Source organism: Mesorhizobium sp. WSM2240 (genome assembly GCF_040438645.1).
Classification (GTDB): Bacteria; Pseudomonadota; Alphaproteobacteria; order Rhizobiales; family Rhizobiaceae; genus Allomesorhizobium.
The window spans coordinates 3,706,776-3,730,023 of record NZ_CP159253.1; the positions used below are offsets into that span (position 1 = coordinate 3,706,776).

The 23,248-nt window shown below is 60.9% G+C and carries 24 protein-coding genes and 1 pseudogene; 16 read left to right on the forward strand and 9 right to left on the reverse strand.

The genetic code is table 11. The features are described from left to right. Nucleotides 1–43 precede the first annotated feature (43 nt). The 5 genes from ABVK50_RS18300 to ABVK50_RS18320 form a co-directional block, all read right to left on the reverse strand. Complete coding sequence (locus tag ABVK50_RS18300; RefSeq protein WP_353646079.1) at nt 44–178, reverse strand: hypothetical protein; 135 nt, start codon at nt 176–178, stop codon at nt 44–46. A gap of 316 nt (nt 179–494) precedes the next feature. Next, entirely contained in the window at nt 495–1,436 is a 942-nt protein-coding gene (locus tag ABVK50_RS18305) for a sensor histidine kinase (RefSeq protein ID WP_353645219.1), read from the reverse strand. A 134-nt stretch (nt 1,437–1,570) separates the two neighbouring features. Further along, the gene (locus ABVK50_RS18310) at nt 1,571–2,254 is read right to left on the reverse strand and encodes a DUF6064 family protein (RefSeq protein WP_353645218.1); all 684 of its coding nucleotides are present in this window, start codon (nt 2,252–2,254) and stop codon (nt 1,571–1,573) included. Further along, nucleotides 2,254–3,096 (reverse strand): aldo/keto reductase, encoded by an 843-nt coding sequence (locus tag ABVK50_RS18315; RefSeq protein ID WP_353645893.1) that lies wholly within the window; start codon nt 3,094–3,096, stop codon nt 2,254–2,256. The genes ABVK50_RS18310 and ABVK50_RS18315 overlap by 1 nt, the downstream gene beginning before the upstream one ends. Nucleotides 3,097–3,439: 343 nt before the next feature. After that, entirely contained in the window at nt 3,440–3,994 is a 555-nt protein-coding gene (locus ABVK50_RS18320) for a hypothetical protein (RefSeq protein WP_353645217.1), read from the reverse strand. Between the two features lie 130 nt (nt 3,995–4,124). Here ABVK50_RS18320 and ABVK50_RS18325 point away from each other — a divergent pair. The 6 genes and pseudogenes from ABVK50_RS18325 to ABVK50_RS18350 form a co-directional block, all read left to right on the forward strand. Next, nucleotides 4,125–4,208: pseudogene (locus tag ABVK50_RS18325) on the forward strand (SDR family NAD(P)-dependent oxidoreductase); the annotation flags it as partial. Between the two features lie 719 nt (nt 4,209–4,927). Continuing rightward, nucleotides 4,928–5,521, forward strand: coding sequence for a DUF4956 domain-containing protein (locus ABVK50_RS18330; RefSeq protein ID WP_353645216.1), 594 nt, complete (start codon nt 4,928–4,930; stop codon nt 5,519–5,521). After that, nucleotides 5,499–6,326 carry a polyphosphate polymerase domain-containing protein gene (locus ABVK50_RS18335; RefSeq protein WP_353645215.1) on the forward strand — a complete coding sequence of 276 codons (828 nt, stop codon included), beginning with the start codon at nt 5,499–5,501 and terminating at the stop codon, nt 6,324–6,326. The genes ABVK50_RS18330 and ABVK50_RS18335 overlap by 23 nt, the downstream gene beginning before the upstream one ends. Before the next feature lie 25 nt (nt 6,327–6,351). Further along, the gene (locus ABVK50_RS18340; RefSeq protein WP_353645214.1) at nt 6,352–7,308 is read left to right on the forward strand and encodes an esterase-like activity of phytase family protein; all 957 of its coding nucleotides are present in this window, start codon (nt 6,352–6,354) and stop codon (nt 7,306–7,308) included. A 184-nt stretch (nt 7,309–7,492) separates the two neighbouring features. Then, nucleotides 7,493–9,151 carry an ATP-binding protein gene (locus ABVK50_RS18345; protein ID WP_353645213.1) on the forward strand — a complete coding sequence of 553 codons (1,659 nt, stop codon included), beginning with the start codon at nt 7,493–7,495 and terminating at the stop codon, nt 9,149–9,151. A gap of 52 nt (nt 9,152–9,203) precedes the next feature. After that, on the forward strand, nt 9,204–9,878 hold the full coding sequence (locus ABVK50_RS18350) for a response regulator transcription factor (RefSeq protein WP_353645212.1): 675 nt from the start codon (nt 9,204–9,206) through the stop codon (nt 9,876–9,878). Nucleotides 9,879–10,290: 412 nt separating this feature from the next. On the opposite strand, the gene ABVK50_RS18355 is transcribed toward ABVK50_RS18350, so the two are convergent. Further along, nucleotides 10,291–10,659: a hypothetical protein gene (locus tag ABVK50_RS18355; RefSeq protein ID WP_353645211.1), complete on the reverse strand. Its 369-nt coding sequence runs from the start codon at nt 10,657–10,659 to the stop codon at nt 10,291–10,293. A gap of 68 nt (nt 10,660–10,727) precedes the next feature. Between ABVK50_RS18355 and ABVK50_RS18360 the strand changes: the two genes are divergently transcribed. Next, nucleotides 10,728–11,441 (forward strand): DUF6065 family protein, encoded by a 714-nt coding sequence (locus tag ABVK50_RS18360; protein ID WP_353645210.1) that lies wholly within the window; start codon nt 10,728–10,730, stop codon nt 11,439–11,441. Between the two features lie 193 nt (nt 11,442–11,634). Here ABVK50_RS18360 and ABVK50_RS18365 read toward each other — a convergent pair whose 3' ends face one another. Both ABVK50_RS18365 and ABVK50_RS18370 read right to left on the reverse strand, forming a co-directional pair. Then, a complete protein-coding gene (locus ABVK50_RS18365) occupies nt 11,635–12,147 on the reverse strand; it encodes a LysR family transcriptional regulator substrate-binding protein (protein ID WP_353645209.1) in 513 nt (170 codons plus the stop codon). 25 nt (nt 12,148–12,172) lie between these two features. Next, nucleotides 12,173–12,412, reverse strand: a complete 240-nt coding sequence (locus tag ABVK50_RS18370; RefSeq protein ID WP_353645208.1) for a DUF1127 domain-containing protein — start codon at nt 12,410–12,412, stop codon at nt 12,173–12,175. A 119-nt stretch (nt 12,413–12,531) separates the two neighbouring features. Here ABVK50_RS18370 and gcvA point away from each other — a divergent pair, with 119 nt between their 5' ends. Beyond that, on the forward strand, nt 12,532–13,449 hold the full coding sequence (gene gcvA, locus ABVK50_RS18375; protein WP_353645207.1) for a transcriptional regulator GcvA: 918 nt from the start codon (nt 12,532–12,534) through the stop codon (nt 13,447–13,449). A gap of 165 nt (nt 13,450–13,614) precedes the next feature. Here the strand turns inward: gcvA and ABVK50_RS18380 are convergent, their stop codons facing one another. Continuing rightward, nucleotides 13,615–14,283, reverse strand: a complete 669-nt coding sequence (locus ABVK50_RS18380; RefSeq protein WP_353645206.1) for a GntR family transcriptional regulator — start codon at nt 14,281–14,283, stop codon at nt 13,615–13,617. Nucleotides 14,284–14,420: 137 nt separating this feature from the next. Between ABVK50_RS18380 and ABVK50_RS18385 the strand changes: the two genes are divergently transcribed. The 8 genes from ABVK50_RS18385 to ABVK50_RS18420 all read left to right on the forward strand — a co-directional run bounded on the left by ABVK50_RS18385 (nt 14,421) and on the right by ABVK50_RS18420 (nt 23,230). After that, nucleotides 14,421–15,008, forward strand: a complete 588-nt coding sequence (locus ABVK50_RS18385) for an amino acid synthesis family protein (RefSeq protein ID WP_353645205.1) — start codon at nt 14,421–14,423, stop codon at nt 15,006–15,008. Then, nucleotides 15,001–16,809 carry an alpha/beta fold hydrolase gene (locus ABVK50_RS18390; protein WP_353645204.1) on the forward strand — a complete coding sequence of 603 codons (1,809 nt, stop codon included), beginning with the start codon at nt 15,001–15,003 and terminating at the stop codon, nt 16,807–16,809. Before ABVK50_RS18385 ends, ABVK50_RS18390 begins: the two co-directional genes overlap by 8 nt. A 4-nt stretch (nt 16,810–16,813) precedes the next feature. Beyond that, nucleotides 16,814–17,869, forward strand: coding sequence for an LLM class flavin-dependent oxidoreductase (locus ABVK50_RS18395; RefSeq protein WP_353645203.1), 1,056 nt, complete (start codon nt 16,814–16,816; stop codon nt 17,867–17,869). Continuing rightward, a complete protein-coding gene (locus tag ABVK50_RS18400) occupies nt 17,866–19,341 on the forward strand; it encodes an aldehyde dehydrogenase (protein ID WP_353645202.1) in 1,476 nt (491 codons plus the stop codon). Before ABVK50_RS18395 ends, ABVK50_RS18400 begins: the two co-directional genes overlap by 4 nt. Before the next feature lie 75 nt (nt 19,342–19,416). After that, on the forward strand, nt 19,417–20,421 hold the full coding sequence (locus tag ABVK50_RS18405) for an ABC transporter substrate-binding protein (protein WP_353645201.1): 1,005 nt from the start codon (nt 19,417–19,419) through the stop codon (nt 20,419–20,421). Between the two features lie 70 nt (nt 20,422–20,491). Then, a complete protein-coding gene (locus ABVK50_RS18410) occupies nt 20,492–21,352 on the forward strand; it encodes an ABC transporter permease (protein WP_353645892.1) in 861 nt (286 codons plus the stop codon). A 1-nt stretch (nt 21,353) separates the two neighbouring features. Next, nucleotides 21,354–22,154: an ABC transporter permease gene (locus ABVK50_RS18415; RefSeq protein WP_353645891.1), complete on the forward strand. Its 801-nt coding sequence runs from the start codon at nt 21,354–21,356 to the stop codon at nt 22,152–22,154. Further along, nucleotides 22,151–23,230 carry an ABC transporter ATP-binding protein gene (locus ABVK50_RS18420; RefSeq protein WP_353645200.1) on the forward strand — a complete coding sequence of 360 codons (1,080 nt, stop codon included), beginning with the start codon at nt 22,151–22,153 and terminating at the stop codon, nt 23,228–23,230. The genes ABVK50_RS18415 and ABVK50_RS18420 overlap by 4 nt, the downstream gene beginning before the upstream one ends. Nucleotides 23,231–23,248 lie beyond the last annotated feature (18 nt).

The window sequence follows — 23,248 nt, forward strand, 5'->3', positions numbered from 1 at the left end:
CTTCGTGCGGTGGAGCTATCTGGTGCACTCATTCGGTTCAACGTCAATCGCCCGCCGGCAGGTGTTCCTGCATTGCCATTGGTCGAGGGTCGTCATGCGCATAGAGCTCGTCCATGCTGAACGATTCCAGCTTGGCCAATGACGCCTGACCTGTTACGCGGCCGTCGCTGAGGATCACGACATCATCGCAGAACGAGATCGTGCTGCGATGATGGCCGGCCGATGATTGCGGTCGCGCGGCCGTTGCGGATTTTGAAGCTCGCCGAGCGCAATACTTCCGGGCCTGGATCGGACCCGGGTTGCACCTCATGACTTGAACAGACCCGCTGTCGGCTTTCGCCTTTCGGATCACCCGTGAGGACTCCGGTACCATTCCACCGGCGCCAATAGCACCGTCAGGAGGGCGAATGTAGGCGAGCTTGTGGGCCAGAACTGCCGACCGTCTAACGATGCACCGCGTACCGCACGATGCACCGTGTGTAGCTCCTGATTTCTCAATCGATACTGTTGCTGGGTACCAGCAGGCGGCACACAAGCCCCTCGGAGCGGTACTCGATCTGGACAGTGCCACCAAGTTCGCGCTCGACCACCTGCTTTATCAATTTGGAACCAAAACCGATCCGAACCGGATTCTTGATGACGGCCGGGCCTCCGCTCTCGATCCACTCCAGCCCAAACTTGCCGTTCGTCGTCCACTTGATGGTCACCATGCCATTCCCTGATAGGGAACCGTGTTTCGCTGCATTCGTGGCTAGTTCATGAAGGACCATCGACAGCGACAAAGCCGCTGATGGGCGCAGCGTTACATCAGCACCTTGCGTTTCAATGCGGTCCCCATACGGCGCAAGAACTTGCGCCGACAACTCGCCAAGCAAGACTTTGCTCCACCCTTGCCTACAAAGGACGTCATGGGCGCCAGCTAACGCAACAAGGCGTCCCCTGAAAAGTTCAAGGAACAGCTCAACGTCCGTGGCCCCCCGCGCGGTCTGCGCACAAACCGACGTGACTGTCGCCAGCGTGTTTTTGACCCGGTGGTTCAGCTCGTTTATCAGCATCTTTTGGCGTTCGTTGTCTCGCGCCTGCTGAGCCAGAGCCACCTTGGCCATTGCGAGCCGATCGGCCTGATAGAAGATGAAGGCCGCGATTGGAAACGCGACCAATATCGGAATCAGAATGGCTTCCGTCAGGTCCAACCAGTCAAAGGGAGCTTGAAAGATCGCCCGGGAAAGCAGGAATAAGCCAATAGCTGAACCGGTCGCTGCCGCCGTAGCTGCGAGAGCTCTTGGCGCCACGGAAAGCAAGCTTGGCGGTCCGCCAACCGCCGTGACGCTCGATTTCGGTTGCTCAGGATTTTCAGGAAGCACTGACGACAGCGCTGAAACCGACGGCACTTGCCGGTTTTCCGGCTGCCATTCAGCAAAGCCGTTGCTGGCCATCAGCCCCCCTCCACACACACCCATGAAAGCAGGAGCCTCGGCCCGAGTCCAGAACCTTTACCGCCAACCGGCAGAAGTGGTTGCGAAACCCTGCATAGTGGCGGCCGGAGATTCTGCAGCTTTGTCCCGTATGGCTACGCGCCGCGCCCGTAGTGTCGGATCACGGATTGCAGCCCAAGCGCCACGAGCACAATCGCCACCACAAGAAGCGGCAACCAGGCCTGTTGGTCATCCATAGCCCAGAGCGTGAGGCTGCTGAGCACACACCAGAGCAACGGGATGGGAAGGAGGGTCGGAAGCAATCTGCCACGAGCCGCGAGCAGTAATCCCAACGTCACGATCGCCGTGGGATCAGGCGCAATGCCGAAGACTTCCGCGCTCGGCAACGGTCGTTCAGTGAGAGGTGGGAGAAGCGGATAAAGCACAAGGCCGCAGGTCGCGAGCAGCAGCCCGGCCCAGCCGGCGACGCCCCGCCGGTCGAAGGTCAGCCCGCCGCGTGTGATGGAGGCGATCGCCAGCATGAGAGCCTGCAGGGCAAAGATCGGGATGACGTAGGTGATCGCCCAGTTGATGGCAGCGTAGCGGTTCCACAGGAAGGACCAGCCGACGAAGACCCAGAGCGTGGCAAGAAAAAATCCGATCAATCCGCCACCATGCTTCGGCCGCCGAAGCAGAACGAGGATGATCACCAGCCCGGCGGCGACGGTGACGAGATGCAGCGGCCACAGCGTCTCATTCTGCAGTTCGAACATGCGCCAGTAGACGCGCGGCGAGAAGAGCAGAAAATCTTCGGGCCGATAGGTCCACCACTCCGACATCAGAGATCGCGGACATAGGCCGCCATTCGCTCGCGCATGTCGGCGTCGGGGAAAATACCGGATGCGGTCGCCACGTTCTCGCGGACATGATCGACGCGGGTGGTAGCGGGGATAGCAACGGTTACGGCCGGATGCGAGAGGATGAACTTCAGGATAAGCTGCGCCCAACTCGCGGCGCCGATTTCGTGCGCCCATTCGGGCAGCTTTTCGCGCTCCAGCCGTCGTGTCAGTGCGCCTTGCTGAAAAGGCCGATTGACGATGACGCCAGTCCCGCGCTCTGCCGCGAGAGGCAGGAGCCGCTCCTCCGCCTCGCGGTCGACGATGTTGTAGGTGAGTTGCACGAAGTCGAGCGGCTGGGTGCGCATTATCTGCTCGAAAAGATCGTGCCGGCGGCCCTCCGAAGTGGTGATGCCGACATAGCGTACCTGCCCGGACGCCTTCATCTCGAACAGGGTCTGCAGATGCGCTTCCCAGGCGACGAGATTGTGGACCTGGATGAGGTCGAACTGCCTGACGCCCCAGAAGCGGCGCGATCGTTCGATCTGCGCGGGCCCGTCCGCGGCGGACGAGGTCCAGACTTTCTCAGCCGAGAACAATGTCCGGGGCCGGCCGAGCCGTTCGAGGCCATAGCCGATGACGGGCTGGGACGAGCCGTACATGGGCGAGGAGTCGATCACCCGCCCGCCCGCCTGGAAGAATGCGCCCATGACGTCCGCGCATTCGGCCCTGAGCATCGGGTCATCGCCAACATTGAAGGTAATCCACGTGCCGAGCCCAATCGAAGGGATCTGTTCACCCGAGGACGGGATGGAACGCGCCAGGGGTGCGGTGGCCTGACCCATCGCGCTCGGTGGCAAGATCGATGCAGATGCAAACCCGGCGGCGGCCTGAACGAATGTTCTTCGGCTCATCGTCATGCGCATCTCCGTTGCCCCGTCAGTTTGCTACGCCGGGAAAATAGCGCGGCAGGACCGAATGACGAAGACGATCGGCGCAGGTCACAACCAGCATTCCCCACCTCGATCGCCAGGAGCCCATCCGACGAACCAATTTCAGACACCGGTTCTTATCGGAGATATAACAGAGTGACTGTGCCCGCCTGCGCAGTAGCTCTCATGGCCAAGGGGACAATCTCATTTTGGGTTAGTGCCTGACGGGCGGTTTGAGCCCGCCAGGCACTTCGCATCAGCTGTTCCAGACGCTGACCTTCATCTCGACTGCGTTTGGCTGCACTTCGACCGACACGGGCTTGTTGCCGGCTGCATAGCCGTCGATCTCATATTGGACCTCAAAGCCGAAACCAATCGAGCGAAGCGCTCTGACGGGGCGGAAACCTGGAATGCCGCCCTCCACCAGCACCCGGACTTCGCTGGGAACCGAACTGAGCGGCACCTCATGCGCGACAGACTCCACCTGTCCGTCGGGATAGACATCGACCTCGACGCGCCGGCTTGTGTCCCGATCGACACCGGAAATCTCAACGATGCGCTGGCGGTCTTCAACCTCGAAGCGATAGGACGCAAAACGCGCCTCCGGCGCCACCGTGCGCGCGGATTTCAGGGCCGCCCGCGCAAGCTGCAGCCCGGCATCCGAAGTCTTGTTCTCAGCACTCGTAGCTGAGCCGGTCCGACTCCGGTCCTCGTCTGCGGAGCGGTCGGGGTGAAGTTGACCCCGATCGAACGGCCTGCCGACGCCACGTCCGTCCCATGCACCTGCTGGACCGCGCTCGGCGGATTTCAATTGCCGCCCGCCCTCGCGCTCTATGTTGCGGCCGGACGAACCGCGCGCTGCACGATCACGCGGAGTCCGATCGCGTTCCCACGCCTCCGATCATCTTCAAGGGCCGGTTACGTCACCGCGGCTACCGCCGCGGGCGCATGGCGGCGGCGCGATCATCAACATGGCGAGCCGGGCCAGTCAGCGCGGCTATGCGGCCGACGCGATGCCTGCCGGGAGGTAGTAGAAGGCGTGCTGGCAAACAATGCCGGCGTCAACCGGCGTGACCTTCTTTCGCTGACGGAGGAAGATTGGCGGCTGAGCTTCGCGGTCAACCTTGATGCGGCAACGCAGACGATGATGATGACAACAACAACAGGGGCAGTTAAGGCTCTAAACAAGCGGCCTCGCGAGGCGGCGACGCATTCTTAAGGCCGCTGGCCACCTGGGCCGTCGGGCCAGGACATGAGAAGTTGATCGCGCCTGTCTTAACTGTCCGCTTCTGGTCAACTCTCCTCCCGGCGAAGCATTTGACGCAGCGACTTTACCGCCGCGCAAATTGGTCCCGATTCTGAGCCTCCAATCGTCCCAAGGAGGATAGCCAGCCAGCTAGTCCGACTGACCGTTCTCACCAAGCTCTAACCTAACGCTATCCAGAATCTAATCAGCGGCTATCCGAAATCTAGCCAGACTCCCACGAAGCTTTAGCCGGCTAGCTTCATATAGCTGTCATCAGACTGTCACGTTTCGGAAATGTGTTCGAGCAAGTCGTTGATCTTCAAGGCTCAAGCGACGCCAGCCGTATCCACAATTTCTGACTTTCCGACTGGAATGGAGACGGGACCGTTCCGTTTTCCATTCAGCGCCACCTATGGCGCCACGAGAAGCAGGAGCTGAAATGTACCCCGTTTTACTTACCCCGGCAGCATCACCAGGCGCGCCGATGGAGAGGACGCGATGATCCTCTCTTTCACGCAAGCCCTTCAGGATCCGCTCGCGGCCCAGGCGATCAGGTTCCTGCTGAACCTCGTTGGAATGATGCTCCTTACCTTCGGCATGTACTACCGGCGCTACCGAGACAAGGAGTTGGTGACGGCGGCCGCGCTGTTCAACATTTTCGTTTTCGCGGTGCTCACCGTCCTGTCTTCGGTGAATTTCAGCGTTGCCGCGGGCTTCGGCCTGTTCGCCATCCTGGCGCTTTTCACTCTGCGCTCGGAGCCGCTCAGCAAGACCGAGATGACCTACTTCTTCGGCAGCGTCGCCATCGCGGTCATTTCATCGGTGCAGGGAACGACGCTGCCCTTCGCGACGATGATCGTCCTGTTCGTGCTCGTCGGCGCCTACGTGGTCGATCATCCGAAGATGCTGCAATCCGTCAGCGGGGCCAAGGTCACGCTCGACAAAATCCACCTGACGCTGCTGTCAGACCCCGAATCCATGCGCGCCGAACTCTCGGAGCGGCTCGGGGTCACGGTGCTGTCCTATCAGGTTCTCCAACTCGACTACATCACAGAAATGGCGAGGCTCAATGTCTTCTATCGCAAACACTGACGCGCGGCTGGAGCGGATTTTCCATCCAATCAGCCTCGCTAGCCTCAACTCCAAGGCAGAGATGCTGGAGCGGTTGGACAACAAATATGTCGTCGGCGCGGGCGTACTGCATCGCGCGTCGGCGGAACTGGCAAGACATTTCGATATTCTGGAGATCGAGGGCCGCCGGTCCTTCACCTATGAAACCTGCTATTTCGACGGTGCGGACCGGCGAAGCTATTTCGATCACCATCAGGGAAGGCGGCAGCGCGCTAAAGTCCGGATCCGGAAATATGTCGATGCAGGGCTTTGCTTCGTCGAGGTGAAGCTCAAGGACAAGCGCGGCGCCACGATCAAGAAGCGCCTGCCCTACAAAGCCGGCAAGTTCGGCGTTCTCGACGAGACCGCGCTCGCCTACGTTCACGACGTCTATTTCGACCAGTACCGCCAAGAGTTCCCGTACGCGCTCTCGCGGGTCCTCGACATGCGCTATGTCCGCATGACGCTCGTGGCGAAGCAAGGCGGCGAGCGTATGACGATCGACAGCGGAATGCGGTTTTTCGCTCCCGGCTCGTCGCATGCGATCGACGACGACCACTTCATCCTTGAAGCAAAGTCCGCAAATGGGAACGGAATAGCCGACCGCATTCTGCGCGCCATGCACCAGCATCCTACCAAGCACTGCTCGAAATATTGCACCGGCATCGCCATCCTCAATCAAGGCACGAGGCACAACAAGTTCCTTCCGGCTCTCCGCAAGCTCGGGAGCGTGCCTGCGCCGCAAATGCCTGAAAACCCCGGGCGACAAATTGGGGTAGCCGCATGACAGATCGCAAAGGAATGATGATCTTATGACCAAACGAAAAGGATTTAGCCGCCTGTTCGGCGGTCTCACGCTGGCTGGGGTGCTGCTGGTTTCGACGTCGCTGGCCAGTTCGGCCCAGCCGAGTCTGGAAACGCTGGACAGCGTGGATATTCCTGTCGAGGGCGCTGACGGCGTCAGGATCGAGGAACTTTCAGGCCTGTCCTGGGACGAGGATGAGCAACTTCTCTACGCCGTTTCCGACGGCGGCGTCCTTCATCACTTTCGCGTTCGGCTGGAAGGATCGCGCATTGAGGGGATTGAATCCGTCTTCTCCACTCCTCTCACAACGGAGGCGAGCGAGACCTCCGGCAAGCCCGTCACCAACGCCGAGGGACTTACGACCATCAACGACGACAATGGCCAGCGGTCCGACAGCGAACTTCTGATCGCGTTTGAAGACGGGCCTTCAATCGCCCGCTTTACGCCACGCGGCGAGTGGATCGCCAATGCCGCCCTGCCCGCCCCGCTCGCGGACGAGACGCAATACGGCAAGAAGAATAGCCGTCTCGAAGCGGTCGCGTTCATTGAGGGTCACGGGATACTGACAGCGCCGGAACGGCCCCTAAAAGGTCAGCCGGAAGGCCGTCACACGCTCTATGCGGCAAGCGGAACGACCTGGTCTTTCGCAGCCTCCCAGCCCGACAGCAGACTGAAAGCCATCCAGAAGTTGCCGGACGGCAATCTACTTGTCCTGGAGCGGACCCGCGAGGAAAAAGGCGGCGCACCGACGGCGCGGCTGCGCTATCTCGACTTCGCCAAGTGCTCCGCAAAACGGGAGTGCCAGCTTGCCGAGCTTTCAGCCGAGCCCGATGCGATGCTGGTCGACAATTTCGAAGGAATGGCCCGCCTGGCGGATGATTTGTTTCTGATCGTCACCGACAAGACAAGGAAGGACGCCGAACCGACGACCTTCGTCCTGTTCAGGGTCAAGGCGACGCCGTGAAGCCGCAGCAATCGGCTGCGCAATTCTTTCCAATTTCTAACCTGAATACTGTGCACCCTTCGTGCCATAGTCGTCGAGACCGGACGAACCGGCCGCCGATTGCACGACGGCTACTACCCCGGCCACGTGCGCATAATGCATTTCGTGAGCCCGATCCTTGGGTTCTCAACGCCGATGGACGCAGATGGGCATCAGGTCTCGCATTCTTCTTTTTCAGCTCATCGTCGTGGCGTCGGTCTTGATGATGGCCGCCATCGTGTTCATCACCATCCGCTCGACGACCTATTACATGGAGCGCGTTCAGTGGGCCAACCACCAGTTGGGAGCCGTCACGGCGCTTACGGTGAACGCCAATCGATATTCCGAGCAGATCGCCGAATTCCTGTTGATTGGCGAACCGGAGCGCCCCGACTACGACAGCGCCCGTGCCGAGCTCGAGGCAGGATTTGATGCGCTGGAGAAGCTGACCAGGGGCGAGGCCGAGTTCCTGGTAGGCACCAGCGAACAGGAGGACGGCGGCGACGAAATCTTCCGCATCACGCGCATGCGCGCCCTCTACGGAGAAATCAGCAAAGCAACCGCCAGGGCAATCGATCTACGCAATCAGGGGCGGCAGGAAGATGCGATCAACGTCTTTCGCCGTGATATCGAAAACCGTTTCGACGCCGAGTTCGAAAACATATTGGAGGCCGCCAGGCGCGATGAAGCGGAAGAGGTCGCGCGGGCGGAACTACAGGCAGAAGCATTGTGGCAGCGCCTGACCTGGATCACGGCGGGCCTTGCGCTGGCCGCGGTGGTCCTCTGCTTTGTCGCCGCTTTCCTTCTCGTCCGATCACTGATGCGCCCGATCGGCCTTCTGACCCAAGGCGCCGAGGCGATCGGGCGGGGTGAACTCGACCACCGGATCGGCTACGACAGCAGCGATGAACTCGGCGTGCTTGCGCGACGCTTCAACGCAATGGCGGCCAATCAGGAGGATCAACGCGAACGGCTGCTCGAAGCGCGCGCGGATCTCGAGCGGCAAGTCACCGCCCGTACGGCCGAACTCGCCGCGGCGAACCAGCGGCTGACCGACCTCGACCGGTTGCGGGTGCAGTTCCTTGCCGACATCAGTCATGAACTGCGCACCCCGCTGACCGCTCTTCGCGGCGAGGCTGAGATTCCGCTGCGCCACGGCTCGAAGCCCGAAGCGGTTTACCGCGATGCGCTCGAACGGATCGTCACACAAAGCCTGGAGATGAGCCGGCTCGTCGACGATCTGGTTTTCCTGTCCCGCTCGGAAACCGATACGATCCGTTTCGAACCGCGCCGAACGGACCTCGTGACCATCGTCGCCGATGCGGTCCACGACGGCGAAATCCTTGCGCGCGCCAACGCCATTGCGATCAAGGCGGACTATAGGACCGATCCGGTCTGGGTCACCGCCGACGCGCAGCAGCTCAAGCAGGCGCTCGTCATACTTCTGGACAATGCCATAAAATACTCACCGCGCGGCCGCCCGGTGAACTTGAGCATGACCGTTTCGGATGGGCATGCCAAGATTACCATACGCGACAAGGGGCTGGGCATTCCGGCCGAGGAAATACCAAAGGTGTTCGAGCGATTTTACCGCGGCCGAAGCCCAAAGACGTCACGCCAGCCCGGCAGCGGTCTCGGCCTCGCGATTGCGAAATGGCTTATCGAGAAGCATCAGGGCGAGATCACGCTCACCAGCGAGGTCGGGTCCTTTACGGAAGTCGTGGTTCGCATTCCATGCGCCGACGCAAGCCAAGCTCCGGATGACAAGGCCGGCGCCGGCGCGATTGCTTCGAGAAAAACTCGTGTGAAAACCAGCGCCGAATAAAAGCAGAGGGAAGCGCCTGCCAGCGACAGGATCCCGGATAAAGGTGGTGTCAATGTCAAGAATTCTGCTGGTAGAGGATGACGACCGCATCGTGGGCTTTATCAAGCGAGGGCTCGAAGCGGAAGGTTACCTGGTCGATCTTGCAAGCAATGGCGAGGATGCATTGGCGATGGTTCGGGAGGCGTCCTATTCGCTGATCGTTCTCGACCGTCTGCTTCCCGGAATTGATGGTCTCGAAGTGTGCCGGATGCTGCAGCGCGAGCGGCACAAGAATCTCGTCCTGATGCTCACGGCGAGGGACAGCCTGCAGGACAAGGTCGAGGGGCTGAAGGGAGGCGCCGACGACTATCTGACCAAACCCTTCGCTTTCGACGAACTGATCGCTCGAATCGAAGCCTTGCTTCGACGCGGCCCCGGCGCGACATCGGATCCGCTGCTGAAGGTCGGCGACCTCACTCTCGACCCGGTCGCCAAAAAGGTTAGGCGCGGCGAGCGCGAGATCAGTCTGACGGCCAAGGAATTCAGGCTTCTAAATTATATGATGCTGCATCCCGGAGCCGTCATCAGCCGCACACGGCTGCTGAACAATGTCTGGGATCTGAGCTTTGACCCCGAAACAAAGGTGGTCGATGTCTACATACGCTATCTCCGCCGCAAGATCGACGGCGCTGAGGAACACCCGCTTATCAAGACCGTGCGCGGCTTCGGCTACGTCATATCTGCTTGAGGCCGAATTTTGAACGCCGAGAACTGCATCCGGTATGTGGCGGCCTCGTTCAACTGTCTTAGAAATTTTCCCGGCTAAAAAGATCATATTGAAAGTAAGAGCGTGGTGACAGTCAGGTTAAAAGTTGGATAGAAGCGTTTTATTTCGGGATTATTTCCACATTTCTACGTTATTTCACAGTGGTCGCACAGGAGCGACTGCAGCGCGTGACGATCAACGGAGAAAGCATCATGAAACCCACTCATAAAATCGGCCGCATGATTGCCTTTGCAATCGCCGCCGCGACCGGAACAGCGGTATCAGGAGGCGCGCAAGCGGCCGTCAAGCCGCATATGGTCGAGACCGGCGGCATCAGGAGCATCCTCGGCGCGAAGCAGGTGGCGCCGAAGACGCTGCCTGGAACGGTTGAGGCTCAGGGGGAAAAGTTGCTGCAGTTCGCCGGCAACAGCTCGTCGAATTCCAGTTCGAACGGGTCGTCGAATTCGAGTTCCAACAGTTCGTCGAATTCCAGCTCGAACAGTTCGTCGAACTCGAGCTCCAACAGCTCGTCAAATTCGAGCTCCAACAGCTCGTCAAATTCGAGCTCCAACAGCTCGTCGAACTCGAATTCCAACAGCTCGTCCAATTCTAGTTCGAACCAGTCGGATGACGGCCGCTCAAACCGCGGTTCCAGATCAAACCGGTCGGGCCGGAACCTGATTAATTTGCTGTTCCAACGCTGACGGCGTTTGGGGACCGGCCAGCCGGTCCCCGTCTCCCGGTGACGACGCGACTCCCACATTTGCCGTCTGCATTGTCACGGTCTTACCATTCATCGGCGGCCGCCCACCCGCCCAACCGAGGTGACAAATGCTCGCCCGCTTCAGCAAAATTTCGCCGAAAATCGCTTTCCTCTGCCAACCGTCGGATGTGGGCGTTATCGCCGAACCGCGGCCCGCCAAGGCCGCCCTGCCCGACTGGTTCCGCAAGATCGCGCCGATCGATCTGGAGCATGTCGGCGCGCGCGACAACGGCATCACAATCAAGCGCTGCATGCCATTTCTGGACGCGCTGTCCACCGGCTGGATCTTGCCGTTAGCCGCGGAGGTGCGGCTGGAGATCAAGGAAGGTGGGGAAACCGTTGATTTCGGCTGGGAGTTCGACCGTACGATGGTCAGCAATCACAGCCCGCACCAGATCACAGGCCATCCCAGCACGCCGCGGCCGCCGTGCAAATTCCACAATTACTGGGCGATCCGGACGCCGCCGGGATGGAGCTGCCTGTTCGTGCCTCCGCTCAACCGGCCGAATGGCGTTTTCGAGGCAGTCGCCGGCATAGTGGACACCGACACCTATGCCGCGCACATCCACTTCCCCTTCTTCCCGATCGGCCCCGATGGCGTGCACATCATCGAAAAGGGCACGCCGCTGGTGCAGATCTTCCCGTTTCGCCGCGCCGACGCCGCGATCCAATTCGAGGTGCGCGCCGAGACAATGGAAGAGGCAAGCGAGCGGGAACGCGTTTATCGCAACACCATCGCCGGCTCGGGCTGGTATCGAAAATTCGCGCGTGCGAAGCGGTGAGCCGGCTCCGCATCCATATAGTGGCTTGCTTGGGCCTACCCAGCGGTTTGACACCACGTCACGCCAAGGTCGGCTTCCGGGTGGCGAATTGGGAGCACGAGGGGCTTATCGAGTCATGAGTTCCGATTCGGGGAATGCGAAGCTCAGCCTTGGCTGTAGCAATCAGGAGAAAGAAGCGGCAAGAAATAAAACTTCACCCCGGCCAATCGAAGCTCTGCGCGGCCCGGACCATAGCCGCCGTCGCCGGACTGTAGGACCGGCCCGGAACGCTGGCCAGGGACACAGTGCGCGCCACCGCGGGTTCGATTAGCGGACGCTGCAGAAGTTCAGGCGATGTCACGGAGTACTCAGGCATGAAGGCGAAGCCGATCCGCGCCAGAACCATTGACTGCACCCAATCCTCGCGCTCGGAGCGAAAGCGAGCATAAAGGCTGATGTTCTTTTCTCGGCAGACACTTATCACCATGTCCCGCATTTCGCAGGACAGACGATCAACGTAGGGTTGTTCAGAGAGTTGATCCAGCCGGATCGCATTGAGTCCAGCAAGCCGGTGATCCGGAGGAAACACCACGACGTAGCGCTCGCTGTAGAGATCATGTACACGAAACGCCGCTCCCAATCCATCCAGCGGATTGAGAACGGCCAAGTCGAGGTCGCCCTGCTCCAAACTGTCTAATTGGCTTTTGATTCTTGCCGAAGCTTTCACAGCGATGCCCTAAGGCAACTGCCGCTCACAGGCGCGAGCGGAATTCATCCAGGCGCAACCTGCTGATTTCGCGGTCGACGATCGCTGTGATGTCGTGGCGTTTGATGCCGATATCGCGCAATTCACGATCGTCGAGGCGCTGCAGATCCTTGAGAGCCAGGCGCCGGCGCTCGCGGATATGGAAAAAGTCCACGAGCCTGGTGAAAAACGATGCCGCCGGCCTTGTCGGAGCGCGGATTTGGTCGAATTCGGCGCAAGAGGCCATGATCCTCACCTTTCAATGCAATTTGAAGTTCGAATGTGAGATCGATTATACGCCATTGAAAATTGGGCAAGAAGCGAGTAGTTTTCACAGAATCAGATAGGTTTATTTGAAGATGACCGATGCCCCATATTCCTGGCACGCGGCCCCTGCAGGCGTTCGAAGCGGCAGGGCGGCACCTGAGTTTTACGCGCGCAGCCAATGAGCTGCATCTGACGCCGGCGGCAATCAGCCATCAGATCAAGGAATTTGAGGATCAGGTTGGCTTCGAGCTGTTCCACCGGACCAGCCGCACCATGCGACTGACGGAGGCCGGCGAGGTCTTGCACGTGGCAACGATCGAGGCGCTCACGGGACTGACACGCGCGGTGTCGCGCGCCCAGAAAATGGCGCGCGGTTCTTCACTGTTGAAGGTCACGGCCGACGCGCAATTTGCAGCAAAATGGCTGATGCGGCGTGTGGACGGGTTCAGGAAAGCCTGTCCCAATATCGAGTTGAGATTCGATATTTCTTATGAAGTGCGGGATCTGGAACTCGATGACGTCGATATCGCCATCCGTTTCGGTACCGGAAAATATCCAAGACTTTGCGCCGACCGCCTGTTTGACAACGTCATAATCCCCGTCTGCAGTCCCCGCCTGCTGAAATCCGGGCCGCCGCTGAAAGAGCCGCGCGACCTCTTCAAACACACACTCGCCCACATCGAATGGTCTCGCCGGGGTGTGACGTGGCCCAACTGGCGAATGTGGATGGCGGCGGCCGGCATCGACGATTTCGACGATAGCCGCACAATCGTCTTCGGCACGTCGACAGATGTCCTGCAGGCCGCGATCGACGGAGATGCGGTCGCACTTGCCGATTTTGCTATGGTCGCCAACGATCTTTCGGAAGGCAGGCTGGTGCGCCCGTTCCAATTGGGAATCAAGGTGGCTCCGGAGTTCGCCTACTTCCTTGTCTATCCCGAAAACATGGCCAACGACCTCCGCATCGTTGCTTTCCGATCATGGATTATCGACGAAGCTTCAAAGACGCACGTATGACACGCAATAGGCCATCTCCTGCACGGCATCTGCGGCTGCCAGGCGAGCGAAGAACGCTCTGGGCGCAGTCCAGGCGCAGGAGATCACAGGCGAACCGGGGAATTTCCCCTTAGCTCGAATCCGCTCGCTAAACCAAAATGGACCATCACAGTTGGCCATCTGGCCTCAACTCTCGCGCAGCAACTGTTGTGCGATGCGCCAAGCCTGCTCGACATGATGCCGCGCTGCCGCCTCGGCCTCATCAGGATTACGAGACCTGATCGCATTCATGATGGCGGTCATCTCGTTGATCGCCGGCTCGCGGCGGTTCGTCGAAGCGATGGTCATCGACCGCAGTTGATTGATGCGGACATTCAGCCCTTGCACAATTTCCCAAGCAATTTGCTTGCCAGCCACCTCGAAAAGCTCTTCGTAAAATTTCGTCGTCGCTCGCATCACCTTGACCGCCTCGCGCGACGCCCACGCCTTGAGTAGTCCTTCCAAGGCGCGGTCGAGACTGGCGATCTGGCTGTCTGTCGCGGACTGGGCGCAGGCGCGGGCTGCGATCCCCTCGAGAAGCGCGCGCAATTCGTAAATCTCGTCGGTGCGGTCCAGATCCGGTCGCGCCACGGCAGGCCCGTGTCCCGGTATCATCTCGACGAGGCCCTCGGTTTCCAACTGGCGCAGAACCTCGCGCACCACCGATCGGCTAACCCCAAGCTGGTCGCAAAGCGGCCGTTCAATCAGCCGTTCGCCAGGTTGGAATCGAAAGTCCATGATTGCCTCGCGCATGCGCTCCAGTGCCAGCGCCCGCAGGGTTTTGGTTGAGCGGTCGATCCGAAGCGTTTCGTCCATTGATGCGGGAACCTTTCTGTGGGCGCCAAGAAAACAGATTCGACAGTCGATTGACAAGGCGCATGGTCCGACTGTAATATGGTATACCATCATACAGATGCAAGCAAAGCCGCCGCAAAGCCGGCTGAAGGAAGTCCATGACGCCCGCCGTTCGAAAGATTGTCACCTATGTCGAGAACACACTGATCGAGGGTGGCAAGGCAGCGCCGCGGCCACTGCGCCTGATCGGCGTTGCGGCGGTGCTCGATAATCCATGGGCCGGGCGCGGCTTCACCGAAGATCTATCGCCGGAGATTCGGGCCTACGCCCCCGTGCTGGGCGAAATGCTGACCAGTGAAATTCTCGCTGTCGCCGGTTCAGGCGATGCGATCGAAGGTTACGGCAAGGCCGCGATTTGCGGCACCGCCGGGGAGATCGAGCATGCTTCGGCGCTGATCCACACGCTGCATTTCGGCAATCACTACCGCCGCGCGGTCGGCGCCAAGACCTATCTGGCCTTCACCAATCTGCGTGGCGGACCGAACACCCCGATCATGATCCCGTTGATGGACAAGAATGATGAGGGCCGTCGCTCCCATTACCTGACAGTGCATTTCCAGATCGGCGATGCGCCGGGCCCCGACGAACTCGTCGTCGCGCTTGGCGCGTCGATCGGCGGCCGGCCGCATCACCGTATCGGCGACCGCTATCAGGACCTAAAGGAGGTCGGCAACCTCCATGGCTGAGCGATTTGTCATGCCGGCCCCCATTCGCGGCAAGGCGCCCGACGCTACCGGCTATATCCGCGCCGGTTCTGGCGAACCTCTGCTGCTGATCCATGGGGTCGGCATGAACGCAACGATCTGGCAGCCCCAGATCAAGCTTTTGAAAAGCCGCTACGACGTTATCGCCATCGACATGCTCGGCCACGGCGAATCGAGGTTGCCGCCCGAAGATGCCGTTCTAGCCGACTATGCTGACCAAGCCATCAGCCTCATCGATCATCTCGGCCTGGCTAAGGTGTCGATTGTCGGACATTCGATGGGCGCGCTGGTTGCCCAGGAGGTGGCGCTGAGCGCGCCGGAACGCGTCCGGCGGATCGTCTCCCTCAATGCCGTGTTCCGACGGCCACCTTTGCTCGCCCAGGCGGTGCGCGAGCGCGCTGCTGGCCTGACCAGCCATAGCGACCCTTCCGGTATCGCGGCGACTATTGCGCGCTGGTTCGGCGATCCCGTGCCGCCTGAGTTGGCCGATGCGGCGATGAGCGCCCGCAAGGCGCTGGAGCGTGTCAATCCCGAGGGCTACTCTCGTACCTACAGGCTTTTCGCCCATGCCGACGCGGAACATGTCGACCGCTTGCCGGAACTGACGGTGCCGGCTCTATTCATGACCGGATCCGAGGACGCGAACTCATCGCCGGCAATGTCGGCGGCCATGGCGCGTTTGGCGCCGCTTGGCCGCTGCATCGTGCTCGCCGGCGAGAGGCACATGATGGCGCTTGTTTCACCCGAAAAAGTGACGCGGCATATAGCGGATTTTCTCGAAGGCGGCGATGGGGCGAAAGCATCGGAGGAAGCGAATATGGATTCCGCCTTTGACCCGGCCGAGTTCAGACGGGCGCTCGGGTCCTTCCTGACCGGCGTCACCATCGTCACCACGATCGGACCCGACGGTGAGCCCAGGGGTTTCACGGCCAACTCGTTCACGTCGGTGTCGCTCGATCCGCCGCTCGTACTCGTATGCATAGCCAAGAAGGCGCACGGGCATCCGGTGTTTGCGAGGTCCAAGAACTTTGCCATCAATGTTCTGAGCGAGGGCCAGAAAGCCGCGTCCGGCGTGTTCGCGTCGAAGGCCGCCGACAAGTTCGCTGCGGTCGAATGGCGCTCGAGCGCGACGGGCAGTCCAGTGATCGATGGTTCGGTCGCCGCCTTCGATTGCGACCTCGACCAGATGATCGACGCAGGCGACCATTCGATCCTCGTCGGTCGCGTCCGCGAGTTCTCCCACAACGGATCGCGGCCGCTCGGCTACTGCCGCGGAGCCTATGTCAATCTCGGCCTCAGCCAGGAGGCGCTCGCCACGGCGCTGCCCAACATGGAGGTCGGCGCCATTCTAGAGGGCGAAGGCCGCGTGCTGTTCTTCGAAACGGCCGATGGCCATTACGAACTCCCTGTCGGCAACGGGCTGGGCACGGCAAGCGACGCCGGAAGCCTCAAGGGTTTTTTTGCCGCCAAGGGTATCGAGGCTCATCTGGGTTTCCTGTTCGCGGTCTGGGACGACACCGCGCAGCCTTCTCGCACCCATGTTTATTATCGCGGCACACTCGATGAGCTCTCTTTGAGCGACCAGCAAGCCCGCCTTGTCGAAATCGAGAAAATTGCCGAGCTGAACATCGCAGACCCGGCGGTGCGCTCGATGCTTGCCCGCTATGCTCGGGAACGCACCGAGGATGCTTTCGGCGTCTATGTCGGCAGCGATCTCGAAGGCGAAGTGCAGCCGCTCGCCAGCCCGAGGTCGGCTGCGGCCTCCTCTTCCGGTGTCAGGTGAAAGAATGAAGTTCTCACTTTTCGTTCATATGGAACGCTCGAATACGGCAAAGCCGCATGTCGAGTTGCTCAGGGAACTGGAGGAACTCGTCTTGATGGCGGAAGAGGCCGGTTTCGAAACGGCCTGGATCGGCGAACATCACGGCATGGAGTTCACCATATCGCCGAACCCGTTCATCAACATCGCCAATCTTGGCGCCAAGACCACGCGCATTCGTCTCGGCACTGGAACGATCGTCGCGCCGTTCTGGCATCCGATCAAACTCGCCGGCGAAGCGGCGATGACCGACGTAATCACGGACGGCCGGCTCGACATCGGCATTGCACGCGGCGCTTACAGCTACGAATATCAGCGGCTTTTTCCGGGGCTCGATGCCTGGGGCGCGGGTCAGCGCATGCGCCAGATGATCCCGGCGATCAAAGGCTTGTGGCAGGGCGATTTCGAGCTGTCCGGAGAATTCTGGTCGTTTCCTCCAACCACCTCATCGCCGAAGCCGGTTCAGGAGCCTCATCCGCCGATCTGGGTCGCCGCGCGCGACCCCAATTCGCACGCCTTTGCCGTTTCCAGCGGCTGCAATGTCCAGGTGACGCCGCTTGCCTCAGGTGACGCCGAAGTCGCCGGCCTGATGGAGCGCTTCAACGCGGCATGCGACGCCCACCCGGACATGAAGCGCCCGGAGATCATGCTTCTGATGCACACTTTCGTGGCGGAAGATGCGGCCGAAACCGAACAGCTGACAAATGAGCTGTCGCAATTCTACTGCCAGTTCGGAGCGTGGTTCCAGAACAAGAAGCCCGTGCGCCAGGGCATCCTCGAAACGCTTACAGACGACGAGATCGCGGCCATGCCGCAATATGCGCCGGACAAGATCAGACAGAACCTGGTGATCGGCGAGCCTGACGAGGTGATTACCCGGCTAAAGGCTTACGAGACGCTCGGCTACGACCAGTATTCGATCTGGATCGACAGCGGGCTTTCGCACGAGCGTAAGAAGAAGTCGCTGAAGCTCTTCATCGACAAGGTGATGCCGGCCTTTCAGGGGTCGCAAGCGAGACCATGATGAGTATCGCCTTCAAGAATTACATAGATGGTCAGTTCGCCGAGCCGTCATCGACGTTCGACAGTGTCGATCCCTCGACCGGCGCGCCATGGGCGACAATGCCGGCGGCGACTGAAGCGGATGTCGACCGAGCCGTCGAAGCGGCTAACCGAAGCCTGCGGTCAGGTCCGTGGGCAGCGACGACGGCGACGGCGCGCGGCAAGCTGCTCGTGCGTCTCGGCGACCTCATCGTTGCCAATGCCGACCGCCTAGCCGAGTTGGAAACACGCGACACCGGCAAGATCATTCGTGAGACGCGGGCGCAGATCGCCTATGTCGGCGACTACTACCGCTACTATGGCGGACTGGCCGACAAGCACGAAGGGGTGCATGTTCCAATCGACAAGGCGGACATGGACGTCACCATTCGCCGCGAACCGATCGGTGTGGTCGCAGCGGTCGTCCCCTGGAATTCCCAACTCTTTCTGTCGGCCGTAAAGCTGGGCCCGGCGCTCGCGGCCGGCTGCACGGTCGTCCTGAAAGCTTCGGAAGAAGGGCCGGCGCCGCTTTTAGCCTTTGCCGAACTTGTTCACGAAGCGGGATTTCCCGCCGGAACCGTCAACATCCTGACCGGGTTCGGGCACGATTGCGGCCGGCGCCTGACAGGCCATCCGCTCGTCTCGCGCGTGGCCTTCACAGGCGGCCCGGCCACGGCCCGCGCCATTGTGAAGAACACGGCGGAGAACCTTGCCTACACGACCCTGGAACTCGGTGGCAAGAGCCCGGTCGTGGTGTTTGCCGACGCCGATCTGGACAGCGCCGCCAATGCAGTTGTGGCCGGCATATTCGCCGCGACCGGCCAGAGCTGCGTCGCCGGTTCGCGGCTCCTGGTCGAGCACTCGGTGAAAGATGAGTTTCTCCGGCGGCTGAAGCAGAAAGCCGAGGCCATCAAGATCGGCGATCCGCAGGATACAGCCTCTGAAATGGGACCGCTGGCAACATTGAAGCAGCGCGAATGGATCGAAAAGATCGTCGCCGAGAGCCTCGCACGAGGCGGCCGGCTGGTCACCGGTGGAGCGAGACCAGATAGTCTCGCAAGCGGCTACTACTATGCGCCGACGATCATTGAGACCGCTGACGCCGACCTGCCTTGCGTGCGCGAAGAGCTTTTCGGCCCGGTCCTGAGCGTTCTCGCGTTCGACAGAGAGGCGGAAGCGCTGGCGCTCGCCAATGACACGCCGTTCGGCCTCGCGTCCGGCGTCTTCACCACCAATCTCACCAAGGCGCACCGGATGGCGCGCGGCATCCGTGCCGGCGTCGTCTGGGTCAATACCTATCGCGCCGTGTCGCCGCTGGTTCCGTTCGGCGGCTACGGATTGTCGGGACTGGGCCGCGAGGGCGGACTGGACGCGATCCGCGACTACACGCGGTCAAAATCGGTCTGGATACGGACATCGGACGAGCCGATCCCCGATCCGTTCGTGATGCGGTGAACCGGAATACCGCCCGCACGGAGCACGGGCGGAACAAAGCAACAAGAGAACCAAACAAACCCGGAGGAGAATGACATGAAACTGATATTGGCTGGCATCGTGGCCGGGCTCTTGGCCGCCACCGCCGCGCAGGCGGATGAAATGGTGTTTACGAGTTGGGGCGGGACCACACAGGAAGCGCAGACGAAATCCTGGGCGGAGCCGTTCACGACCGAAACTGGAATCCAGGTCCTTCAGGACGGTCCGACCGACTACGGCAAGCTCAAGGCCATGGTCGACAGCGGCAGCGTCAGTTGGGATGTCGTCGATGTCGAGATGGATTTTGCGATCAAGGCGGCAAAGGACGGCCTTCTCGAACCGATCGACTTCAACGTGGTGCCGAAAGCCGATCTCGATCCGCGTTTCACCACAGATCATGCGGTCGGCAGCTTTTATTATTCCTTCGTCCTTGCCTGGAACAAGGGCGCCGTGTCGGGTGAACCGGCCGGCTGGGCCGACATGTTCGATCTGGCCAAATTCCCGGGCAAGCGGACCTTCTACAAGTGGTCGGCCCCTGGCGTCATCGAGATCGCACTGCTGGCCGACGGCGTGCCTGCCGACAAACTCTATCCGCTCGACCTCGACCGCGCCTTCAAGAAGCTCGATACGATCAAATCCGAAATCGTCTGGTGGAGCGGCGGCGCGCAGTCGCAGCAGCTGATCGCTTCCGGCGAAGCCGCATTCGGCCAGCTCTGGAACGGCCGCGTCTTCGCGCTTCAGGAAGAGGGTGCCGATGTCGGCGTGTCGTGGAACCAGAACATGACCGCCGCCGACGTGCTGGTCATCCCCAAGGGCGCCAAGAACAAGGATGCGGCAATGAAGTTCCTTGCCGCCGCCACGAGCCCGAAGGGCCAGGCATCGTTTGCCGAGGCGAGCGGCTATGCCCCCATCAACACTGCGGCCAAGGCCGAAATGCCGGCAGAAGTCGTCAAATCTCTGCCGGACGCCTATGTCGACGGACAGATCAACCTCGACATGAACTACTGGGCCGAAAACCGCGATGCTATCGCCGAGCGCTGGTATGCTTGGCAGGCGCAATAGCGTGGCCAACCTCAACCTCGACCTGCGGGAGGCCGCGCGGCGTCCCGCAGGTCATGCCGGGGCCGCCGCCATGCCGGCCAAAGTGCTGCAAAGAGCTCCGGTGTTGCGGGCACTGGCGGGACTGGGCGGCGCCTGGCCGGCCACGATTCTGGTCACGTTGTTTTTCGTCGTCCCGGTCGTCGTATTGCTGCTGCGCAGCGTGACCGAGCCCGAGCCAGGCCTTCAGAACTACGCGGCTCTGTTCGGCGACGGCACCTATGCCCGGGTATTCTTCAATACCTTTCTCGTGGCTTCGATTGTCACCGCAGTCACCATCGTCCTGGCCTTTCCCGTCGCCTGGATGCTGGCGATCATGCCTCCCGCGTTAGCCTCGATCGTATTCGGCGTCATCATCCTATCGATGTGGACAAATCTTCTCACCCGCACCTATGCCTGGATGGTCCTGCTCCAGCGCACCGGCGTCATCAACAGGACCCTCATCGACCTCGGCGTCATCGACGAACCGCTGCCCCTCATCAACAATCTGACCGGTGTCACTATCGGCATGGTCTACATCATGCTGCCCTTCATGATCCTGCCGCTAGTCGGCACCTTGCGCGCGATCGATCCGATGACGCTGCGCGCGGCGGCCCTTTGCGGCGCCGCCCCCTTTGCCGTGTTTCGCCGCATTCTCCTGCCGCTCTCGCTACCAGGCATTGCAGCCGGCGGACTGATGATCTTCGTCATGTCGCTTGGGTATTTCGTCACCCCTGCGCTCCTTGGCGGCACTGCGAACATGATGCTCGCCGAAATGATCGCCCAGATGATCCAATCGCTACTCAACTGGGGCCTCGGCAGTGCTGCAGCCTTCATCCTGCTTGCCGTCACCATGGCGCTCTATGCGCTGCAGCTGCGCCTTGTCGGCGCCAAACGCCTGGCGGGAGGTGTATGAGGTGCTGCTCGATTACGATCGCATGGGCTGGCTGCGCCTGGTCCTTCTCGGGTGGACCGGGCTGGTTGCCGCCTTCCTGCTGTTGCCGGTGGTCTTCATCGTACTCCTGTCCTTCGGTTCGTCCCGATGGCTTGCGTTTCCGCCGCCCGGCTGGACTCTCAAATGGTACGAGGATCTCCTGGCAGACCCGGCCTGGCTCGATGCAGCGCTGACCAGCATGCGCATCGCCGCCATGGCGGCAGTGCTCGCAGTCGTAATCGGTCTGTTCGCTTCCTTCGCGCTGGTGAGGGGAAGGTTTCGCGGGCGCGACGCGCTGCGCGGCCTGCTTTTGACGCCGATGGTCCTGCCGGTTGTGGTCTTCGCCGTCGCCATCTACGCCTTCTTCCTCAGGCTCGGGCTGGGCGGCACGACGATCGGCTTCGTCATCGCTCACACCGTGTTGGCACTGCCTTTCGCCATCATCCCGATCGCCACGGCGCTCGAAGGCTTCGACAAAACCATCGAAGACGCGGCGATCGTCTGTGGCGCCAGCCCGATCGAGGCGAGGCTGCGCGTCACCCTACCGTCGATCAAGATCGGAATTTTCTCGGCGGCGATCTTTGCCTTTCTCGCCTCCTGGGATGAAGTTGTCGTCGCCATCTTCATGGCGAGCCCGACCCTGCAAACCTTGCCGATCAAGATCTGGGGCAGCCTGAGGCAGGATCTAAGCCCGGTGATCGCCGCCGCTTCCAGTCTTCTCGTCCTTCTGACCTTGCTCCTGATGCTCGCAACGGCGCTTATACGCCGGAGGTTCTCGAAATGACCCAGCCGTTCCTCTCCATCCGCAACATAAGAAAATCGTTTGGCTCCGTCGTCGCCGTTCACGACGTCACCATTGATATTCCGCAAGGGGAGTTCCTGACATTTCTCGGCCCATCCGGGTCCGGTAAGTCGACCACGCTTTACGCCATTGCAGGCTTCCAGGATCCGAGCTCGGGCGATGTCCTTCTGCAGGGGAACTCCCTTCTGTCGGTGCCGCCGCACAAGCGCAATATCGGCATGGTGTTCCAGCGCTACACGCTGTTTCCCCACCTCACGGTGGCTGAGAATATCGCCTTTCCGCTGCGCGTGCGCCGCCGGTCGGAAAGGGAGGTGACGCGAAAAGTCGACGCGATGCTGGCGCTGGTGCGGCTCGAAAGTTTTGCCGACAGGCGTCCCGGCGCATTGTCGGGCGGTCAGCAGCAGCGTGTGGCGCTTGCGAGGGCGCTCGCCTACGACCCGCCGATCCTTTTGATGGACGAGCCGCTTTCGGCCCTCGACAAGAAGCTTCGGGAGGATATCCAAGCCGAGATCCGGCGCATCCACCGCGAAACCGGCGTGACCATCCTTTATGTCACGCACGATCAGGAGGAAGCGCTGCACCTTTCGGACCGCATCGCCCTATTCAAGGACGGGCGCATTGAGCAGATCGGCAGCGGCGAGGACCTTTATCTAAGGCCTGCAACCGATTTCGTCGCAGGGTTCATCGGCAATTCGAATTTCCTGCCGGCCGAATGCCTCGATACCGTCAACGGCTCAGCAACGATCCGCCTGGCGGATGGTTCGGTCGTGTCCGGAGTGAAGGCCAATCACAGTCTGAGCCGGGGTCAAAAGGCAAAGCTGATGGTGCGGCCGGAGGCTTTTCGCCTCACCTCGAGCCGAGGATGTGCTGAACTCGCGGTCGAGTTCGTCGACACCGCCTTCTTCGGCGAGCGGCGGCGGGTCGTCGCGCGAACGTCTGCCGGCCAGGAGATAGACATCAGGCCGACATCTGACATGGCCGATGCGCACGGAGGTAACGCTTCGAGGGGCCGGCAGGTTTTCTTCGACCCCGCTGCCGCGTTTCTGTTTCCGGCCTGATCGAACCAGCAGAAAGTC

What these genes read in the sequence shown, in the direction of transcription:
- ABVK50_RS18305 (WP_353645219.1), bottom strand. Translation starts at nt 1,436, where the DNA reads ATGGCCAGCAACGGCTTTGCTGAATGGCAGCCGGAAAACCGGCAAGTG.
- ABVK50_RS18310 (WP_353645218.1), bottom strand. Translation starts at nt 2,254, where the DNA reads ATGTCGGAGTGGTGGACCTATCGGCCCGAAGATTTTCTGCTCTTCTCG.
- ABVK50_RS18315 (WP_353645893.1), bottom strand. Translation starts at nt 3,096, where the DNA reads ATGGGTCAGGCCACCGCACCCCTGGCGCGTTCCATCCCGTCCTCGGGT.
- ABVK50_RS18330 (WP_353645216.1), top strand. Translation starts at nt 4,928, where the DNA reads ATGATCCTCTCTTTCACGCAAGCCCTTCAGGATCCGCTCGCGGCCCAG.
- ABVK50_RS18335 (WP_353645215.1), top strand. Translation starts at nt 5,499, where the DNA reads ATGTCTTCTATCGCAAACACTGACGCGCGGCTGGAGCGGATTTTCCAT.
- ABVK50_RS18340 (WP_353645214.1), top strand. Translation starts at nt 6,352, where the DNA reads ATGACCAAACGAAAAGGATTTAGCCGCCTGTTCGGCGGTCTCACGCTG.
- ABVK50_RS18345 (WP_353645213.1), top strand. Translation starts at nt 7,493, where the DNA reads ATGGGCATCAGGTCTCGCATTCTTCTTTTTCAGCTCATCGTCGTGGCG.
- ABVK50_RS18350 (WP_353645212.1), top strand. Translation starts at nt 9,204, where the DNA reads ATGTCAAGAATTCTGCTGGTAGAGGATGACGACCGCATCGTGGGCTTT.
- ABVK50_RS18355 (WP_353645211.1), bottom strand. Translation starts at nt 10,659, where the DNA reads ATGTGGGAGTCGCGTCGTCACCGGGAGACGGGGACCGGCTGGCCGGTC.
- ABVK50_RS18360 (WP_353645210.1), top strand. Translation starts at nt 10,728, where the DNA reads ATGCTCGCCCGCTTCAGCAAAATTTCGCCGAAAATCGCTTTCCTCTGC.
- ABVK50_RS18370 (WP_353645208.1), bottom strand. Translation starts at nt 12,412, where the DNA reads ATGGCCTCTTGCGCCGAATTCGACCAAATCCGCGCTCCGACAAGGCCG.
- gcvA (WP_353645207.1), top strand. Translation starts at nt 12,532, where the DNA reads ATGCCCCATATTCCTGGCACGCGGCCCCTGCAGGCGTTCGAAGCGGCA.
- ABVK50_RS18380 (WP_353645206.1), bottom strand. Translation starts at nt 14,283, where the DNA reads ATGGACGAAACGCTTCGGATCGACCGCTCAACCAAAACCCTGCGGGCG.
- ABVK50_RS18385 (WP_353645205.1), top strand. Translation starts at nt 14,421, where the DNA reads ATGACGCCCGCCGTTCGAAAGATTGTCACCTATGTCGAGAACACACTG.
- ABVK50_RS18390 (WP_353645204.1), top strand. Translation starts at nt 15,001, where the DNA reads ATGGCTGAGCGATTTGTCATGCCGGCCCCCATTCGCGGCAAGGCGCCC.
- ABVK50_RS18395 (WP_353645203.1), top strand. Translation starts at nt 16,814, where the DNA reads ATGAAGTTCTCACTTTTCGTTCATATGGAACGCTCGAATACGGCAAAG.
- ABVK50_RS18400 (WP_353645202.1), top strand. Translation starts at nt 17,866, where the DNA reads ATGATGAGTATCGCCTTCAAGAATTACATAGATGGTCAGTTCGCCGAG.
- ABVK50_RS18405 (WP_353645201.1), top strand. Translation starts at nt 19,417, where the DNA reads ATGAAACTGATATTGGCTGGCATCGTGGCCGGGCTCTTGGCCGCCACC.
- ABVK50_RS18410 (WP_353645892.1), top strand. Translation starts at nt 20,492, where the DNA reads ATGCCGGCCAAAGTGCTGCAAAGAGCTCCGGTGTTGCGGGCACTGGCG.
- ABVK50_RS18420 (WP_353645200.1), top strand. Translation starts at nt 22,151, where the DNA reads ATGACCCAGCCGTTCCTCTCCATCCGCAACATAAGAAAATCGTTTGGC.